Below are 18,311 nucleotides of genomic sequence, written 5' to 3' on the forward strand. Positions count from 1 at the left end.
GAACAAGTTGCGCGATTTGTGGAAACCCCTAGGGACAGCTTCATTGGCTGAGCCTATAATTTTCGGTTCTGTTGTTCACCTCAAAGAGAAGATTATATGGCTCAACCAATGGATCAACGCTTCAGGCAGGCCGCCCTTGAATATCACGAGTTTCCGAAGCCTGGGAAATTGCAGATCTCGGCCACAAAAAGCCTGGTCAACCAGCGTGACCTGGCCCTGGCGTATTCTCCGGGTGTTGCAGCAGCTTGCGAGGAAATTGAGGCTGATCCGTCAACTGCGGTGCGCTACACTGCACGCGCCAATTTGGTGGGTGTGGTCACGAACGGTACTGCGGTGCTTGGTTTGGGCAATATTGGACCTTTGGCTGCAAAGCCTGTCATGGAAGGCAAGGCGGTGCTGTTCAAAAAGTTTGCGGGTATCGATGTTTTTGACATCGAAATCAACGAGAACGACCCCGACAAACTGATTGAAATCATTGCTTCGCTGGAACCAACATTCGGCGGCATTAATCTGGAAGACATCAAGGCACCAGATTGTTTCAAGGTTGAGCGAGCCTTGCGTGGGCGCATGAATATTCCAGTGTTTCACGACGATCAGCATGGCACCGCCATTGTAGTGGGTGCAGCCATTTTGAATGGCCTTGAAGTGATCGGTAAAAAACTGGATGAGGTCAAATTTGTAGTGTCTGGGGCGGGTGCTGCCGCTTTGGCTTGTCTCGAGTTGCTCGTCGAGTTGGGCCTTCCGCGTAAAAACGTGTGGGTGACCGACATTGACGGTGTGGTTTATAAAGGCCGAACCACCAACATGGATCCGGACAAAGACCTGTTTGCTCAGGATACGGCAGCACGTACTCTGGCAGACGTAATTAAAGATGCGGATGTATTTCTGGGGTTGTCAGCGGGCGGAGTCTTGAAGCAGGACATGGTGCGAGCCATGGCGGCCAAACCCCTGATTTTGGCCTTGGCCAACCCCACACCGGAAATTTTGCCCGAGCAGGTGAAGGAGGTTCGCGACGACGCCATTATGTGTACGGGGCGTACCGACTACCCGAACCAAGTGAACAATGTGCTGTGTTTCCCCTTTATTTTCAGGGGTGCGCTTGATGTGGGCGCCACAACCATTACCAAGGAAATGGAAATTGCGGCAGTTCGTGCAGTGGCGGAGCTGGCCCGAAAAGAGCAATCCGATGTGGTTGCCTCTGCCTACCGCACACAAAATTTGAGCTTTGGTCCTGAATACCTGATTCCAAAGCCTTTTGATCCCCGCCTGATCGTGCACATTGCACCTGCTGTGGCCAAAGCCGCAATGGAAAGCGGGGTAGCCACGCGCCCGATTGCGGATCTGGAAGCTTACAAAGATCAACTGCAACAGTTCGTTTATCACTCTGGCACGTTTATGAAGCCGATTTTTGCGGTGGCCAAGCGGTGTGTAGCCGAGACGCCGCAAACTTCCCGCATTGTTTTCGCCGAAGGCGAGGATGAGCGTGTCATGCGCGCAGTGCAAGTAGTTGTGGATGAGGCCATTGCCAAGCCCATCATGATTGGCCGCCCCGCCGTGATTGAACGCCGTTTGGAACGTTTCGGTCTGCGCATCAAGCCTGGTGTGGATTTTGAGTTGATCAACCCTGAGTATGACGAGCGCTACAAAGACTACTGGCGCATGTACCATGAATTGACCAAGCGCAAGGGTGTGACTGAAGCGTATGCCAAAATAGAAATGCGTCGCCGCAACACGCTGATTGGCTCCATGATGATTCACAAAGGCAATGCAGACGGGATGATCTGCGGTACCTTTGGCACCCACTCACTTCATTTGCATTACGTCGACCAGGTATTGGGCCGCCGTGCAGGCTGCAATACTTATGGCGCCATGAACGGCCTCATGCTGACCAACCGTCAGGTGTTTTTGGTGGACACCCATGTGAATTACGATCCAACGGCGGAACAGATCGCTGAAATCACTTTGATGGCTGCCGAAGAAATGTTGCGTTTGGGTGTGCAGCCCAAGGCCGCGTTGCTTTCGCATTCCAACTTTGGTTCGAGTAACCAGCCGTCTGCTGTGAAAATGCGCGAGGCATTGCAAATTCTCCGCAATATTGCGCCTTGGTTGGAGGTAGACGGCGAGATGCACGGTGATTGCGCTATCGATGAGCAGGTTCGCAATACCATTTTCTCGGGTTCTACATTGACCGGCGAGGCCAACTTGCTCGTTTGCCCGAACATCGATGCAGCCAATATTTCCTACAACTTGCTGAAATCGGCGGCGGGTAACGGAATTGCTGTGGGCCCAATTTTGTTGGGCTCAGACAAGCCAGTGCATATTTTGACTGCCTCTGCGACGGTACGCCGCATCGTTAACATGACCGCATTGGCGGTGCTCGACGCGAATTCAGAGCGGGTTAGTTCGCTGTAAAAGTAGCGTTTTAAAACAACAAATGGGCGTGCAACACACGCCTGTTTTTGTTTTAACTTATCGAAAATGTGTCGCACAATGGTTTCATGAGCGAACTCGACACATTTCACACTGAGGGCCACGATGACATCACCGGATTGGTGTTGTCCGGTGGTGGCGCGCGTGCCGCCTATCAAGTGGGTGTGCTGCATCAGCTGGCCAAGTGGTTTGAGCAAGAAAATAAACGGGAGTTTGATTTTCCCTTCAAGATCTTGTGTGGAACCTCAGCGGGTGCAATCAATGCCGCGGCTCTCGCCTGCGCCGGTCGCAATTTTTATCAGTCCACAGATCGCATGCTGAAAGTCTGGGAGAATTTCAGCTCTGATCAAGTATTTCGCTCAGATTCACTGGGTATCATTCGCACCGGGGCGCGTTGGTTGTCTGCACTTTCAATTGGCTGGATGTTGCGAAAGCGCCCCAAGTGTCTGCTAGACAATTCACCGCTGTCACATTTGATGCATCAGCTGTTGCACTTCCGAAGGCTGGATGAAGCGCTCGAGAACGGCACCATTCACGCCCTGGCCGTCACCGCATCCAGCTACAGTTCTGGTCGCAGCGTTACTTTTTTCCAAACCCAGAAAGTGATTGAGAGCTGGGCGAGAACACAGAGGGTTGCATTGCCCGATCGAATCACAGTCGAACATTTGTTGGCTTCTGCCGCAATTCCTTTTGTATTTCCCGCGGTCAAACTGAATATTGAGGGGCGAATGGAACATTTTGGCGACGGCTCCATCCGCCAATTGGCCCCGATAAGTCCGGCAATTCACCTAGGTGCAAACAGGGTGATGGTGATCGGTTCCAGTCAAGCGGACAAAGACCACACACAGCGTATTGAAATTCAAAATGCATATCCCAGTTTGGCCCAAATTGCGGGCCATGCCATGGCATCCATTTTTCTGGACAGTCTGTCAATTGACATTGAGCGCTTAAGCCGAGTCAACAAAACCCTGGGTTTGTTGCCGCCCGAGATGGCCACGAAAACCACTTTGAAACCGGTTGAGTTGTTGGTGATTTCGCCCTCAGAACGAATTGATGAAATTGCAGCTCGCCACACGCAAGACCTACCCCGGCCTGTACGTACCTTGTTATCTGCATTGGGCGCCACGGAGGCCAGTGGTTCGTCTTTGGCCAGTTATTTGCTGTTTGAGGCAAACTATACTCGCGAATTAATTCGAATGGGTATTGCCGATACCATCGCCAAGAAAGAGGCGGTGTATGAGTTCTTCCATCTGGGTCAGTCTGGCCGCTGAGTTCGACGTCAAGCCGCGTTACAATTAGCGCTTCGAGGCAGTTCAGGCATTTTCTTCCCATGCATCCATCTTTGGTTTCCGCTGCTTGGCATGCCAGGATGACCCACGCCGAGGGTGGTGATGGGCTTTGTGTTGCGCATGGCAAACCGGTGCAGGTGCTCAGCACGTTCGATGCAAGCGAAGTGCGGGTCCTGATCGAGCAGGCACATGCTTTATCCAAACAGGGTTTGTATGTTGTGGGTGGTCTTAGTTACGAGGCTGCGACTGTTTTTGACTCCGCTTTGACGGTTTGTACGTCCAGTGATTTCCCTTTGCTTGAATTTCATGCTTTTGAACCGAATCAACTGAGTCTGCTGGGTCAATCGCAGCTGGAACAATTGCCCGACGCATCCCGGTTTATGCCGTGGGTGGATCAGCAAACAGGTCAGCGATATCAGCAAACCTATCTGCAGGTGAGGCAAGCGATTGAAGCAGGTGAGTTTTATCAAATCAATTTGACCACGCGCCTTCTAACAGGCAACCCGCTACTTGATGCGTGGGATGTTTTTCAGCATCTTTACGCCAGCCAACCTGCTCCCCAGAGTGTGTTTCTGCGCGGCAGTGTGTTCAATGCGATCAGTCTGTCGCCCGAGTTGTTTTTCAAGTGGGACGGCAATGAACTGCAAACCGCCCCCATGAAGGGAACCCGAAGGCCCGTCTTGGGTGGTTTGGATGTACTGAGTGACAGCGAAAAGGACCGGGCAGAGAATGTCATGATCGTTGACTTGTTGCGAAACGACATGGCCAAGGTCTGCCAACCAAAGTCAGTCCAGGTGCGTTCACTGTTCGATGTGATGCATCTGCCCACTGTGGACCAAATGACCTCCAGTATTTGCGGACGCACTTTGCCGGGCATCACTTTGGTGGATTTGTTTGAGGCTCTATTTCCTTGTGGCAGTGTGACCGGTGCACCCAAATCGCAAGCCATGTTGCGAATTGCGCAATGGGAACAAGCTCCGAGGAAATTGTATTGCGGGGCGCTCGGTGTACTTAGCCCGGGAGGCAGGGTTCAGTTCAATGTTCCGATTCGCACCGTGATAGAGCAGGCCAGTGAACTGGAGTATGGTGTGGGCAGTGGGATCACTTGGTATTCCACAGCAAATGAAGAGAAAAATGAGTGGTGGCAAAAAACTGCATTTTTACGTCAGGCCACTTGCGACTTTCAGATACTTGAGACGTTGCGCCTCGAAAATGGACGATGGCTTCATCTGGATGATCATGTCGATCGGATGGCGAACTCTGCCAACCGGTTTTCTTTTTTATTTGATGAGCAAAGGGTTCGTCTGAGTCTGGAAGCTGTAGCGAACCAAAATCCGGATGGATTGTTCCGTGGGCGTTGTTTGCTCGACGCCAACGGAGAAGCGCGAATTGAACTCCATGAGCTGGTACTGGACCAGTCGCCCGTGTTGCTGCGTTTGGCTGATTCCGCCATGCAGGCCAAGCCAGACTTTGTAATTCATAAAACCACATACCGACCCGAGTACGAGTATTTTCAGAGTCAGGCAAATGGGGCTTTTGATGTTCTTCTTTTCAACGCCCACGGTTTCTTGACTGAAACCTGCCGTTGCAATGTGGTACTGAAAATTGATGGCGAGTGGTTAACACCACAAATATGCGAGAGCACCGGTACTTATTTGTTGCCCGGGGTGTTGCGTACACGCCTTTTAAGGGAAAATACGATTCGGCAAACCACGCTGAATGTGCAAGACTTGCAACGCGCTGAAGAAGTGTGGCTGATCAATAGTTTGCGAGGCTGGGTGCCTGTGGCGAAAGTGGTTGATGCACACGACAAGGTGTTTTTTTCTGCCAACTAAAAACAAACAATAAACAAAAAGGGAAGTGAGATGAACCCGACCACCATTGAACTGATTGGCGCGATTCTTTTTGCGATTGCTGTCATTCACACCTTTTCAACCAAATACTTTGAGCGCCTGGCGCACTCGCAGCCAAATCACTCGGGCTTGTGGCATTTGCTGGGTGAAGTGGAGGCCGTGTTCGGCTTTTGGGCCATGGTGCTGGTTGTGTTCATGTTTTTCATCATTGGTCAAACCAGCGCAATTGAATACGTAGACACGCGCAATTACACCGAACCTTTGTTCGTATTCGCGATTATGGTGATTGCTGCCAGCAAGCCAATCCTCGTGCTGGCAGGTCGAATTGTGCGTGTGGTAGCTTCTGTGATTCCAATCGACAGGCAAGTGGCGTATTTTTTCACCACGTTGTCCATCGTGCCTTTGCTGGGCTCTTTCATTACCGAGCCTGCGGCAATGACGCTGGCGGCCTTTCTGCTGCGTGACCGCTTTTACACGCAGGGCATTAGTAACAAATTGATGTACGGCACACTTGGTGTGTTGTTTGTCAATATCTCGATTGGTGGCACCCTGACCCCATTCGCCGCACCGCCCGTCTTGATGGTTGCCGCCAAATGGGGTTTTGACATGCAATTCATGTTGAGTACATTTGGCTGGAAAGCTGCAATTGCGGTGTTTGTTAATGCGATAGCGCTTACTTTCCTGTTTGCCAAAGAACTGACGGCCATGAAAAAGCCCGCTGAAAACGGTCCCAAAGAGGACATGCCTGTGTGGGTGATTGCTACCCATCTGTTGTTTCTAGTGGGCGTGGTTGTGTTTGCCCATCATGCAGCCATGTTCATGGGTTTGTTCCTGTTTTTCCTGGGGTACACCACCGCGTATAGCCGTTATCAGGATCGCCTGATTTTGAAAGAAGGTTTGATGGTTGCGTTCTTCCTCGCAGGCTTGGTGGTTTTGGGTGGCATGCAGGCTTGGTGGTTGCAAGACACCCTGAAGGGCATGAGCCCTACAGCGTTGTATTACGGAGCCACTGCATTAACGGCAATTACAGACAATGCAGCCTTGACTTACCTTGGCTCGCTGGTTGAAGGTGTGGATGACCAGTTCAAGTATGCTCTGGTGGCGGGTGCAGTCACTGGCGGTGGTTTAACCGTGATTGCGAATGCACCGAACCCGGCCGGTTTTGCCATCTTGCAAAAGTATTTTAACGACGGCTCAATTAATGCGGGCAAACTGTTTTTGGCCGCACTCGGGCCCACCTTGGTGGCCGTACTGGCATTCCAGTTATTGTAATTTGCAGACCAGGCGAATGATTTGAGCGAACAGAACGTCGATTACCAGGATCAAGAGCCAGCCATTGAGCTGCCTCATGATCTCGATGATGCGCAACGGGCTTTGGCCGAAGTGCAGGCGCTGTTGCGCAAACAAAAAGTAATCGAGAGTGTTGTTCACAATCAGCAAACCACGGTCAATCCTGAGCGCCAAAGCCTCGTTGAAGAACTGGTGCACCGCCAGCACCTCACCGAACTGGGCAACAAGCTTTATCTTCTTCACCCCGCCGATGTGGCCTACGTGCTGGAAAGCTTGCCTCAGGAAGATCGAATGTTGGTCTGGGGCCTGGTCCGTTCCGATCGTGACGGGGATATTCTTCTCGAGCTGAGCGATGCGGTTCGGGAGAGTTTGATCAAATCCATGGACAGCGAAGAATTGTTCGCTGCCACGGAATCGCTGGATGCCGATGAAATTGCGGAGCTGGCGCCCGACTTGCCACGGGATGTGGTTGAAAAACTGGCCAGCAGTTTGAGCCTTGAGGAGCGCGAGCAATTACGTGCCGCCATGAGCTACCCCGAAGACACCGTGGGCGCGCGCATGGACTTCGACATGGTGACCATTCGTGACGATGTGACACTGGAAGTAGTGTTGCGATACCTGCGCCGGTTTGATGAATTGCCTGACCAGACCGACCAGGTTTTTGTGGTCGATCGAGTGGATCACTTCAAGGGCAGTTTGCCCTTGGACCGGTTGTTGGTCAATGAACCGGAAACGCTCGTGAGCGAGGTAATGAGTCGTGAGGTGCTGATGCTGTCAGCACTGGATGATGCCTATGAGGCTGCGCAGGCTTTCGAACGTTACGACCTGGTGTCTGCGCCGGTACTTGATCCGTCCGGCAAGTTGATCGGTCGCCTCACCGTGAACGAAGTGGTAGATGTGATTCGCGAAGAAAGCGAGGCCGATTTGCTGTCCAGCGCTGGTTTGCGTGAAGAGGAAGACCTGTTCGCCTCTGTATGGGAGTCAGCAAAGAACCGGTGGTTGTGGTTGGGGCTGAACCTGTGTACCGCATTTTTCGCGAGCCGTGTGATTGACACTTTTGAGGGCACGATTGCCAAAGTGGTGGCCTTGGCTACACTCATGCCGATTGTGGCGGGCATCGCTGGTAACTCTGGCAATCAAACCATGACATTGATGATTCGCTCCCTTGCATTGGGTCAGGTGACTGCTGCCAACTTCAAGCTGCTGCTGAAAAAAGAGCTGGCCATTGCCGGGTTGAATGGTTTGGTGTGGGGAAGTGTGGCGGGGCTTGCCGCATGGGGTTTGTATTTTGGATCTCCGAATGCCGTGATGTTGGGCTTGCTGATGACACTTGCAGTGATGCTGAATTTGCTTGTAGCTGCGCTCATTGGCGTGCTCGTGCCCCTCGGACTTGAGAAGATCGGTCGGGATCCTGCCATGGGGTCTTCAGTGCTTCTCACTTTCACCACCGACAGCATGGGCTTTTTCATTTTTCTGGGTTTGGCCTCCCTGTTCTTCTAGAGCGGCAGCAACTGATGCTCTCCATCTCCATCGTCATGCCGGTGTACAACGAGGTGCCGGCACCTGGCGACGATTCCCTCTTGATCCGAGTTCGTGAGTTGCTTCAATTGCTAAGGCAAAACGACGAGTTGTTGCTCGTCGATGGCGGTTCGACCGATTTGAGTTGGCCTGTTTTACAAACTTTGGCTGAACATCCGCAGGTGACTGCTATCCAAAGCAACAAGGGGCGGGCGCAACAAATGAACGCGGGTGCGGAAAAAGCCCGTGGGGATGTACTGCTTTTTTTGCATGCAGACACTGTGCTGACCAAGGCAGCATGGCACGCATTCTTGCTGAGGGTAAATGAGTGTCTTTGGGGGCGATTCAACGTGCGCATTGATGGCAAAAGTGCGTGGCTGCCAGTGGTGGGCTGGTTCATGAACCAGCGGTCAAGGCTGACTAAAATTGGGACTGGTGATCAGGCCTTGTTTGTCAGCAGTGAGTTGTTCCACCAGATTGGAGGTTTTCCAAACCAGCCTTTGATGGAAGACATTGAGTTGTGCAAGCGACTGAAACGAATCGCACCGCGAAAATTTGTGGCTGTTGATGTTCCTGTGCACACCTCAGGGCGTCGATGGGATGTCAACGGCACTTGGGAAACCATTGTGTTGATGTGGCGCTTTCGGTTCTTGTATTGGCGCGGGGTGTCCGCCACTCAGTTGGCGACACTTTATGCAGACACACGACAAAAGTGGCCCGTGACGGTTGCTGTATTTGCCAAGTATCCCCGAGCGGACAGAGTGAAAACAAGGTTGATACCCATGCTGGGTGCCGAGCAGTCCGCCTCGTTTGCCCGATACTTGCTGCTGAGCACTCTGGACAAATTACAGGATGTGAATGTCGCACTGTGGACCGATGGTGGAAGCCCCGAGGAATGGGATGCCCTGCTGAGGGGCAGGGCAGTTCAGCGTTACATTCAGCCAGAAGGACATTTGGGTGTACGCATGCAAATGGCGGTTACAACGCACCTTAGCAGCAGTGAACTCGTGGTGCTTCTTGGGCCCGACGCGGTCGAATTTACTTTGAGTCATTTGCGTCAACTGATGGAAGCAGCCCGCCGACAGGGGCTGGCTTTTGTGCCCGCACACGATGGCGGTTATGTGGCTTTGGCCTGCAACCGCAGTGTATCTGAGATTTTCTCTGGGTCCATTGAATGGGGCAGCGCGAGGGTGGCTGATCAAACCCGAGCAGCCCTTCAAGGTCAAGGTGTGCATGCACTGTGGTTACCCCCTCAACTGGACATTGATGAGCCTGCTGACCTGGAAAAAGCCATTGAATCCGGTTGTGTTCCCGTGGATTGGCATGTACGGTACCAAGTAACAGATTGATTTGGCGATGATGGGTTTTGTATGCGTCGTGTTGCAATGAAGACCGTTTTTCTTAAAGCAGCGTTGCTGCTAGCCTCTGTGGGCGTATCAAGTGCTGCGCTGGCCCAGCAAAGTGGGGGCAAGTTGAAGCCTTGGCCAGAGGATCCTGCTGCCGGAATTCCGGCACCTTGGAAAGCACAATATCATCCGGATATTTCCGCGCACACCCAGTTCAAACTGGTGAAAGTTGGCAGTCAAACCGTGTTAAAGGCCGAGGCCGAAATGGCCTATGGCACGTTGGTGCATGCCTTTGCCAAACCAACGGTTTTGAGCACTTTGACCTGGCAGTGGCAAATATTAACGCAACCCGCCAAGGCGAATTTGCAAAACAAGGCCGGAGACGACGCGGGTGCCAAGGTATGTGCCTTTATTCAAATCGACGAGGGAAAACTGGGTTTGGGAACCCGCCTTGCCTTGGCTGCAGCGCGCACACTTTCTGGTGAGCGTCTGCCTGCGGCGACGCTTTGCTATGTGTGGGGTTCACCGGGGGAGAGAGTGGGGCAGTTGTTTGATAATCCATACACCGATCGTGTGAAAAACATTGTGATTCGCGATGCCGCCAGTGCTGCAGAGTTGATTTCTGAGAATCGGGATTTACAGGCCGATGCACGCAAGGCCTTTGGTAAAGAACTGCCGGAAGGCCCTGTCATGTTCTCTGGCATTGCCTTGGGGGCTGATTCAGACAACACCAAATCGAGGGCCGAAGCGTTGTTCGGCAGTGTGCAGGTTCAATAACGCGGTCAAATGTATAGATGGGTGCTCATTTGCTCGTATCGCACAACCCCCAAAATGAGTAAATTACTTACAAAAGTAAATTAATTTATAGTGCGCACTTGTCCTAAGGAGGAATGTCCGCATGAAAAAACTAATCCTTGTCTCGGCCCTTGTTGTGCCCATTTCAGCAATGTCCATGACTCTGGACAAAAACCGACTCTACATGGGGGGGTCTTATTCGAACATCGATATTCAGTCGGATGGGGTCTCCATTGATCTTTCTACATTGTCAGTTGTTGGAGGTTTTCGGGTTAACCGTTTCGTCGCGTTGGAAGGGCGTCTAGGTCAAGGTCAAAGCAAAGGAAACTTTGCGGGAGCAGTGTTCGAAATTGATCGTTATGTTGGATTGAATCTTGTTGGTACTTATCCGCTAGGTGATGACAGTTTCCGGCTCTACGGTAGTCTGGGCTACAACGACATCGAGTTTACTGGTTCTGTTCCAGGATTTAGAGTGAGTGATTCGACGGATTCAGTAAATTACGGTCTCGGCATTTCGTACGTTGTTGGTCCGCTTGAATATCGAATCGGCTACGAGAATTTTTATGACAAAGACAGCATCAAGGCCGATGGATATACCATTACGGTGAACTACACCTTCTAATTAAAAGGGGGCGTTGGCCCCCTTGCCTTGATCGACGCAATTTAACCCTGATTCAAATTCATCGTCTTCACGATCCGTTCGCAGTAGCGTGCGATTTGATCGATTTCCAGATTCACGGGGCTACCCGTTTTCAGGTGTTTCAGGGTCGTCATTTGAACCGTGTGCGGAATCAGGTTGATGTGAATGTCGCATTCGCCTGAAACATGGTCATCCACCTTGTTGACTGTCAGGCTGACACCATTCACGGTGACCGAACCTTTGTACGCAAAAAAAGGCGACAGGGTTTTCGGTGCACGAATTTGCAGGTGCCAGCTTTCACCCACCGGTGAAAAATCAACCACACTACCCAAACCATCGACATGGCCGCTGACCAAATGACCACCCACACGATCCGAAAGCCGCATGGCTTTTTCGAGATTCACTTCACCCGGCTGACTCAAGCCCACGGTCTTCGACAAACTTTCTTGAGACACGTCCACGTGAAAGGTTTGTTTTTCCATGGCCACCACGGTCATGCAGGCGCCCTGAATGGCGATGCTGTCGCCAAGCTTGACATCGGAAAAGTCGAGCGTTGGGGCATGCACGGCAAGGCGCACACCTGCATAGGCAGAGTCTTGAAGGGGTTCTACTGTCTTGATTTGACCGATTGATTCAATGATTCCAGTGAACATGGGTGCTACTACTCCTGATTATTTTGAACCCACGTGATTCGCAGGTCCTGTCCGATTTGTTCAAATGACTGAATGGCCCAGCTGACGTACGCGGGTAGGGTATCGAGTTCGGGCAGGCGAAACAGGCCCTGACCCGGCCCCAAGAACCGTGGGGCAATGTACTGAACGATTTCATCCACCAGTCCGGCTTGCAGGAAAGAACCATTGAGCCCAAAGCCTGCTTCAAGGTGTAGTTCGTTGATGTTTCGCAGCGCAAGTTCCTGCAACAAGCGCAGCAAGTCTGTTTTTACTTTTCCTGAATGCAAACCCGCCGCGACTGGAGCCACATTCAGGGCCTCAATGTTTGAAGCGTTAGGGTGTGTAATCAGCCAGCTTGGGGTTTCCGGTTCCGTGTGCGCGATCAAGACGCGCCCGGTTTGTAAGAGGCGAGCATCGGGTGAAATTTCCAATTTGCTATCTACGATCACTTTCAGTGGCTGGCGCTCAGTGTCAATTCCACGGACATTCAGCTGCGGGTTGTCCGCTTTAACCGTGCCAATACCACTGAGCACTGCACAGGCCTGAGCCCGCAAGTGATGGCCGTGCAGTCGTGCATCTTCGCCTGTAATCCACTGGCTAACGCCATTATTCAAGGCGCTAACACCGTCCGCACTGCTGGCCACTTTTAACCTCACCCAGGGACGCTTGCGTTCCATTCGACTAAAAAACCCCCGGTTAATCCACCGCGCCTGCTCAACAAGTACACCGTGCGAAGTTTCAATGCCGGCTGCTTGCAAAATGGCCATGCCTTTGCCGGCCACCAATGGATTGGGGTCGAGCACCGCAGCCACCACCCGACGAACACCAGTGGCCACCAGTGCGTCTGCGCAGGGGCCTGTGCGGCCATAGTGGGCACAGGGCTCCAGAGTGACATACGCGGTGCTGCCCGCTAGGGAAACGCCTCGCGCTTTCGCGTCGGCAATCGCCTGGACTTCTGCATGACCTTCGCCGGCTTTGGCATGAAAGCCCTCGGCTATAGCGAACCCGTCGCGCACAAACACACAGCCGACCCTCGGATTCGGCGAGGTGCTGTACTGACCTTTCCAGGCCAGTGCCAGCGCATGCTGCATCCAGTGTTCGTCGGTTGGGATGATTGTGGCCATGCCTTAGTTACTTTCAAGCACCTTTTTTGGCAGGGGTGCGGACTTTGGGTTTGCTGGAATTTGAGTTGCCCTCTGCAGGTGCAGTAAGGTGTGCGATTTCCTCTGAGAAGCTTTGTAGATCTTCAAAGCTTTTGTAGACCGAAGCAAAGCGAATATAGGCCACCGTATCGAGTTGCTTGAGTTGCTGCATCACCAACTCGCCTAAAAACTTGGTGTCCACCTCCCGAGCCGCACTGACCAGTAGTTTTTCTTCAATACTGGAGATGGCGTCATCGATCGCTTCGGCGCGGACAGGGCGTTTACGCAATGCGAGCATCAAGCTGCCACGAAGTTTGTCTCGGGAAAATTCGACGCGTGAACCGTCTTTTTTTACGATGGCGGGCAGAAACAGTTCAGCCCGTTCGTAGGTGGTGAAACGTTTGCCGCAGCCACTACATTGGCGGCGGCGGCGAATCGCGTCGCCTTCTTCAGACGTACGCGAGTCGACTACCTGGGTGTCGGCGTTGCCACAAAATGGGCATTTCATAACGCCGTGGCCCCTTGCTTACTTGTAAACAGGGAACTGGCTGGTCAATTCCTTGACCTTGGCACGGACTGTGGCCAATGTGGCCTCGTCTTCAGGGTTTTCAAGCACGTCAGCGATCAGGTGGCCCACAGCACGCGCTTGCTCTTCCTTGAAGCCTCGAGTGGTCATCGCCGGGCTACCCAAACGAATACCGCTGGTTACAAACGGCTTTTCAGGGTCATTTGGAATCGCATTCTTGTTCACAGTGATGTGTGCATGGCCCAGGGCCGCTTCAGCCGCTTTGCCGGTAATGCCTTTCGCACGCAGGTCAACCAGCATCACATGGCTTTCGGTTCGACCAGACACAATGCGCAAGCCACGCTCAACAAGGGTTTCAGCCAGTGCCTTGGCATTCAGCACCACTTGTTGCTGGTACTCCTTGAATGACGGTTGCAGTGCTTCATGGAAAGCCACGGCTTTGGCGGCAATCACGTGCATCAAAGGGCCACCCTGAATACCAGGGAAAATTGCACTGTTGATTTTCTTGGCAATTTCTTCTTTCATCAAAATGATGCCGCCACGTGGGCCACGCAATGATTTATGTGTGGTTGATGTACACACATCCGCATGTGGGACGGGGTTGGGGTACACGCCTGCTGCAATCAGGCCGGCGTAGTGGGCCATGTCCACCATGAAGTAGGCACCTACTTCCTTGGCAATTTTTGCGAAACGCTCAAAGTCGATACGCAGCGCGTAAGCGGATGCACCAGCAATAATGATTTTGGGTTTGTGTTCTCTGGCCAAAGCTTCAACCTGATCGTAGTCAATGGCTTCTTCCTTGTTCAAGCCATAGGAAACCACGTTGAACCACTTGCCTGACATGTTCAGCGGCATGCCGTGGGTGAGGTGACCACCTTCAGCCAATGACAGGCCCATGATGGTATCCCCGGGTTGCAGCAAGGCGAAAAACACGGCCTGGTTGGCCTGCGAGCCCGAATTGGGCTGTACGTTGGCGGCTTCGGCGCCGAACAGCTTTTTGAGGCGATCAATGGCCAGGTCTTCAACCACATCCACATATTCGCATCCGCCGTAATAGCGCTTGCCTGGGTAGCCTTCGGCATATTTGTTGGTGAGCTGTGAACCCTGAGCTTCCATCACGGCTGGGCTGGCGTAGTTTTCAGACGCGATCAGCTCAATGTGGTCTTCCTGACGAGTGGTTTCCTGCTGAATGGCGGTCCACAATTCAGGGTCGGTTTGGGCGATGCCCTTTTGGCGGTCAAACATAACGATTTCCGAAGACGAGAGGGTTCAAGACAAGCCCATTATTCTAAATGATTTCAAGCGATTCGACCATCGACTTCGTCCATGTTTTGGCCCGGCTGGTCGTTGTTTAAGTGCCCGAGCCATGCCCACAAGCGAACCCGTTTTTCGCCTTTGGTATCAATCTCCACCACATTCAGCGCACAGTTGGGCAGTTGCCATTCCCGCGGCTTTTCCAAGGGCTCGCCCACGCAATGCCGATAGATACAATCGAGTACACCGCCATGGGCCACCAGCAAAGTGGTTTTGCCCAGGTTGGTAGCGCTGATTTGTTCGAAAGTGGACACGACCCGGTTGTAAAACTGGGCCAGACTCTCCCCGTTGCTCAAAGGTGCATCAGCCACGCGGTTCTTCAGGCCCGCAAATTCTTCAGGGCTTTTTGCCTGCATTTCATCGCCAGTGAGACCTGACAAGTGACCATAATCACGTTCCCGAAGGCCTGTATGCAATTCAATACCGGAGATTTTCTCATCGTGGATGGTATTCGCGGTGACCCGCGCGCGGCTAAGGTCGCTGCTGACGCATCGATGGTAGATCAACAGTCCCTGTGTTCGAAGCAAGTCAAAGTAATTCCGAAGCAATTGAGCTTGCAACACACCGTGCGCATTCAGGGCGATGTCGGTGTGACCCTGAAACCGCTTCTCCTTGTTCCAGTCGGTTTCACCATGGCGCACCAGGATGAAGCGCGACCCTGCCGGTTTTTTGCTGACAATTGCACCAAAATCAAGAGCTTGGCTGTTCAATTCAGGTGCACCTTGGCAAAGCGGCGTTTGCCTACTTGAATGACATAACTGCCCTTGCCAAGGCGTGTGGCCTTGTCCGACATCTTCTCTCCGTCAATTTTCACCCCGCCTTGCTGAATGTTGCGGTTGGCGTCGCTGCTGCTTTCGCAGAGGTTTGCAGCTTTCAGAATCCAGGCCAAACCGGCGTCTGAATCGCCTTCAGGCAAATTCAGGCTCACTTCGGGCATGTCCTCGGGCAACGCGCCTTGCTTGAAACGTGCTTCGAATTCAGCCAGTGCATCGATTGCGGCCTGAGCGCTGTGGAAGCGCGCAACCAACTCTTGGGCCAGTGCAACCTTGGCGTTGCGCGGGTTCTCTCCATCGGCGCAGGCCTGTTTCAAGTTTTCAATCTCAGCAAGGGATTTGAAGCTGAGCAGGGTATACCAGTTCCACATCAGTTCATCCGAAATGGACATCACCTTGCCGAACATATTGGAAGGTGTTTCGGTCACGCCGATGTAGTTGTTCTTGGACTTCGACATTTTGTCGACACCATCGGTGCCCACCAACAGTGGCATGGTCAAGATGCACTGCGCACTCTGGCCGTTTTGCTTTTGCAACTCCCGGCCCATCAGCAGGTTGAATTTCTGGTCAGTACCACCCAACTCCAAATCGCTTTCCAATGCCACCGAATCGTAGCCCTGCAACAGTGGGTATAAAAACTCATGAACAGCGATGGGTGTGCCTGATTGATATCGTTTGGTGAAATCGTCCCTTTCAAGCATGCGCGCCACGGTGTAGCTGCTGGCCAGGCGGATCATGCCGTCTGCACCCAGTGGCATCAGCCATTTGCTGTTGAACTCAATTGCAGTGCGTTGTGGATCCAGAATTTTAACGGCCTGCTCATGATAGGTTTTTGCGTTTTCCTGCACCTGCTCCTTGGTCAATGGTGGACGGGTGCTGTTGCGACCCGAAGGATCGCCGATCATCGACGTGAAGTCACCAATCAAAAAAATGACTTGATGGCCCAGATCTTGCAACTGACGAAGCTTGTTGAGCACCACTGTGTGACCCAAATGAATGTCGGGTGCCGTGGGGTCCAAACCCAATTTGATGCGCAGGGGTTTGCCTGTTTTCTCGCTGTGAACTAATTTTTGAATCCATTCGGTCTCAATCAACAGTTCTTCGCAGCCACGCTTGGTCACTTCTAGGGCGTGCCGGACGGAATCAGATAAATTCTCAGTAATTTCCGTAATTTTGGGGGACCTTCTATCAGGTGACTGGTTCATTTGGCAATCCTTTGTTACACTCTGGCAAACTTCAGTGTTGTATTTTTGAAAATAAAGCTGATTGTGGGCGATCGGCGCGTGAAATTTCACACCTTTAAAACTAAAACATGATGCTTCAGAATTTATTAGAGCGAGCAATCGCCGCGTGGGGACAGGGCTTTTCTCTTACCAAGCGCTTTATTCAGTCGGGGTGGCAATATGCCGACTCCGCGCTTCCCCAATCTCACAATCATAGAAAGTGGGTCATTGTAGGGTTTTTTTCATTCCCTGTTCTTGGTGCAGTGGTTGCAATCGCCGGCTCTGTTCAAAATTCCCCTGTGGATTCCGCTCTGATCAATCCTGATGTGGTGGTTGAGGCGGTTGAACTCAATCTGGCTGATCAGGGTGTGTACACCTTTGACCCTCTGGTTGCAGAGGAACGGATTCGACGGGGTGACACCTTGGTGGGCCTGTTGGAGAGAATGGGTGTCAACACCGCAGGTTTGGCTACATTTCTGGGACAGGACAAAACAGCACGTAATTTGGTGAATCTGAGAGCCGGCCGTGTATTGACAGTTCAACAAACTGCGGATGGCGATTTACAGTGGCTCCGTTACAAAAGCGGCATTGATGAAGACAGCCAGGAGTCGATCCTGATTCAAAAAATCAATGGTCAATTTGTCGCAAAGCTTGAATCCGTAAATTTTGAGAAACAAATTGTATTCCGCTCCGGACGGATTGAATCCTCTCTATTCGCAGCCGCGGACAAGGCTGGAATGCCTGACTCTGTTGCGATTCAGCTTACGGAAATTTTTGGATCAGACATCGACTTTCACCGTGAATTGCAAAAAGGCGATGAGTTCAAAGTGGTGTACGAGGACCTCACACTCGAAGGTCGCTCTGCCCGTTCTGGACGTGTATTGGCTGTAGAGTTTGTCAACAACAACAAACCTCACAAAGCCTACTGGTTTGCGCCAAGCGGCAACCGGAACGCCGGTTACTACAACGAAGACGGTCGCAGTCTGAAAAAGTCTTTTCTGCGGTCTCCATTGGCTTTCTCCCGAATCTCTTCTGGTTTCACCCCGCGTCGTTTTCACCCGATTCAGCAGCGTTGGAAGGCCCACAATGGCGTGGATTATGCGGCGCCAACCGGCACGCCAATCATGGCTACGGCCAGCGGCACCGTGAAGTTTTCGGGCTGGCAAAACGGTTACGGCAATTTCGTGGAAATTCAACACCACAGCGGCTACAGTACTGCCTATGCGCATCTTTCCCGTTTTGCAAAAGGCGTTAAGGTGGGTCAAAAGGTGGAGCAGGGTGACGTGATCGGCTACGTAGGGGCCACAGGCTGGGCAACCGGACCACACCTGCATTATGAATTCCGGGTCAACCGGGTTCCCAAAAACCCCTTGAGCATCACTGTTGCTCAAGCCGAGCCGCTGGATCGTAATTCTTTCAGTGAATTCAAGCGAGTTCAAATGGCGCTGGATCGCAGGATGGAATTGGCCACCGCTCAACGTTTGGCTCGTGCCCAGTAATC

General features: G+C 52.3%; 15 protein-coding genes. 9 read left to right on the forward strand and 6 right to left on the reverse strand.

Annotation, left to right across the window (positions count from 1 at the left end; translation table 11 throughout):
- Nucleotides 1-96 precede the first annotated feature (96 nt).
- From A0129_RS08860 to A0129_RS08895, 8 genes are all read left to right on the forward strand, one after another.
- The gene (locus A0129_RS08860; RefSeq protein ID WP_291714298.1) at nt 97-2,412 is read left to right on the forward strand and encodes an NADP-dependent malic enzyme; all 2,316 of its coding nucleotides are present in this window, start codon (nt 97-99) and stop codon (nt 2,410-2,412) included.
- An 86-nt stretch (nt 2,413-2,498) separates the two neighbouring features.
- Nucleotides 2,499-3,701: a patatin-like phospholipase family protein gene (locus A0129_RS08865; protein WP_291714300.1), complete on the forward strand. Its 1,203-nt coding sequence runs from the start codon at nt 2,499-2,501 to the stop codon at nt 3,699-3,701.
- A gap of 59 nt (nt 3,702-3,760) precedes the next feature.
- Nucleotides 3,761-5,554 carry a chorismate-binding protein gene (locus tag A0129_RS08870; RefSeq protein ID WP_291714302.1) on the forward strand — a complete coding sequence of 598 codons (1,794 nt, stop codon included), beginning with the start codon at nt 3,761-3,763 and terminating at the stop codon, nt 5,552-5,554.
- Between the two features lie 30 nt (nt 5,555-5,584).
- Nucleotides 5,585-6,844, forward strand: a complete 1,260-nt coding sequence (locus tag A0129_RS08875; RefSeq protein WP_291714303.1) for a putative Na+/H+ antiporter — start codon at nt 5,585-5,587, stop codon at nt 6,842-6,844.
- A 21-nt stretch (nt 6,845-6,865) separates the two neighbouring features.
- Nucleotides 6,866-8,362: a magnesium transporter gene (gene mgtE, locus A0129_RS08880; protein ID WP_291714305.1), complete on the forward strand. Its 1,497-nt coding sequence runs from the start codon at nt 6,866-6,868 to the stop codon at nt 8,360-8,362.
- Nucleotides 8,363-8,376: 14 nt separating this feature from the next.
- The gene (locus A0129_RS08885; RefSeq protein WP_291714308.1) at nt 8,377-9,729 is read left to right on the forward strand and encodes a TIGR04283 family arsenosugar biosynthesis glycosyltransferase; all 1,353 of its coding nucleotides are present in this window, start codon (nt 8,377-8,379) and stop codon (nt 9,727-9,729) included.
- 36 nt (nt 9,730-9,765) lie between these two features.
- Complete coding sequence (locus tag A0129_RS08890) at nt 9,766-10,503, forward strand: DUF3047 domain-containing protein (protein WP_291714309.1); 738 nt, start codon at nt 9,766-9,768, stop codon at nt 10,501-10,503.
- A gap of 121 nt (nt 10,504-10,624) precedes the next feature.
- The gene (locus tag A0129_RS08895; RefSeq protein ID WP_291714311.1) at nt 10,625-11,143 is read left to right on the forward strand and encodes a porin family protein; all 519 of its coding nucleotides are present in this window, start codon (nt 10,625-10,627) and stop codon (nt 11,141-11,143) included.
- Nucleotides 11,144-11,184: 41 nt separating this feature from the next.
- Here the strand turns inward: A0129_RS08895 and A0129_RS08900 are convergent, their stop codons facing one another.
- The 6 genes from A0129_RS08900 to tyrS are packed head-to-tail and all read right to left on the reverse strand — an operon-like array spanning nt 11,185 to nt 16,792.
- Nucleotides 11,185-11,814 (reverse strand): riboflavin synthase, encoded by a 630-nt coding sequence (locus A0129_RS08900; protein WP_291714314.1) that lies wholly within the window; start codon nt 11,812-11,814, stop codon nt 11,185-11,187.
- Between the two features lie 8 nt (nt 11,815-11,822).
- Complete coding sequence (ribD, locus tag A0129_RS08905; protein ID WP_291714315.1) at nt 11,823-12,956, reverse strand: bifunctional diaminohydroxyphosphoribosylaminopyrimidine deaminase/5-amino-6-(5-phosphoribosylamino)uracil reductase RibD; 1,134 nt, start codon at nt 12,954-12,956, stop codon at nt 11,823-11,825.
- 13 nt (nt 12,957-12,969) lie between these two features.
- Complete coding sequence (gene nrdR, locus A0129_RS08910; RefSeq protein ID WP_291714317.1) at nt 12,970-13,482, reverse strand: transcriptional regulator NrdR; 513 nt, start codon at nt 13,480-13,482, stop codon at nt 12,970-12,972.
- Between the two features lie 18 nt (nt 13,483-13,500).
- Nucleotides 13,501-14,745: a serine hydroxymethyltransferase gene (gene glyA / locus A0129_RS08915; RefSeq protein WP_291714319.1), complete on the reverse strand. Its 1,245-nt coding sequence runs from the start codon at nt 14,743-14,745 to the stop codon at nt 13,501-13,503.
- 53 nt (nt 14,746-14,798) lie between these two features.
- Nucleotides 14,799-15,524, reverse strand: coding sequence for a histidine phosphatase family protein (locus A0129_RS08920; RefSeq protein ID WP_291714320.1), 726 nt, complete (start codon nt 15,522-15,524; stop codon nt 14,799-14,801).
- Nucleotides 15,521-16,792 carry a tyrosine--tRNA ligase gene (gene tyrS, locus A0129_RS08925; protein ID WP_291714322.1) on the reverse strand — a complete coding sequence of 424 codons (1,272 nt, stop codon included), beginning with the start codon at nt 16,790-16,792 and terminating at the stop codon, nt 15,521-15,523. The genes A0129_RS08920 and tyrS overlap by 4 nt, the downstream gene beginning before the upstream one ends.
- A gap of 281 nt (nt 16,793-17,073) precedes the next feature.
- On the opposite strand from tyrS, the gene A0129_RS08930 reads away from it, so the two are divergent.
- The gene (locus tag A0129_RS08930; protein ID WP_291714324.1) at nt 17,074-18,309 is read left to right on the forward strand and encodes a peptidoglycan DD-metalloendopeptidase family protein; all 1,236 of its coding nucleotides are present in this window, start codon (nt 17,074-17,076) and stop codon (nt 18,307-18,309) included.
- Nucleotides 18,310-18,311: the final 2 nt, after the last annotated feature.

This window comes from Limnobacter sp. CACIAM 66H1, assembly GCF_001601825.1.
GTDB lineage: Bacteria > Pseudomonadota > Gammaproteobacteria > Burkholderiales > Burkholderiaceae_B > Limnobacter.

Coding starts and splice junctions, on each gene's coding strand:
- A0129_RS08860 (WP_291714298.1), top strand. CDS start 97: ATGGCTCAACCAATGGATCAACGCTTCAGGCAGGCCGCCCTTGAATAT.
- A0129_RS08865 (WP_291714300.1), top strand. CDS start 2,499: ATGAGCGAACTCGACACATTTCACACTGAGGGCCACGATGACATCACC.
- A0129_RS08870 (WP_291714302.1), top strand. CDS start 3,761: ATGCATCCATCTTTGGTTTCCGCTGCTTGGCATGCCAGGATGACCCAC.
- A0129_RS08875 (WP_291714303.1), top strand. CDS start 5,585: ATGAACCCGACCACCATTGAACTGATTGGCGCGATTCTTTTTGCGATT.
- A0129_RS08885 (WP_291714308.1), top strand. CDS start 8,377: ATGCTCTCCATCTCCATCGTCATGCCGGTGTACAACGAGGTGCCGGCA.
- A0129_RS08890 (WP_291714309.1), top strand. CDS start 9,766: ATGAAGACCGTTTTTCTTAAAGCAGCGTTGCTGCTAGCCTCTGTGGGC.
- A0129_RS08895 (WP_291714311.1), top strand. CDS start 10,625: ATGAAAAAACTAATCCTTGTCTCGGCCCTTGTTGTGCCCATTTCAGCA.
- A0129_RS08900 (WP_291714314.1), bottom strand. CDS start 11,814: ATGTTCACTGGAATCATTGAATCAATCGGTCAAATCAAGACAGTAGAA.
- ribD (WP_291714315.1), bottom strand. CDS start 12,956: ATGGCCACAATCATCCCAACCGACGAACACTGGATGCAGCATGCGCTG.
- nrdR (WP_291714317.1), bottom strand. CDS start 13,482: ATGAAATGCCCATTTTGTGGCAACGCCGACACCCAGGTAGTCGACTCG.
- glyA (WP_291714319.1), bottom strand. CDS start 14,745: ATGTTTGACCGCCAAAAGGGCATCGCCCAAACCGACCCTGAATTGTGG.
- tyrS (WP_291714322.1), bottom strand. CDS start 16,792: ATGAACCAGTCACCTGATAGAAGGTCCCCCAAAATTACGGAAATTACT.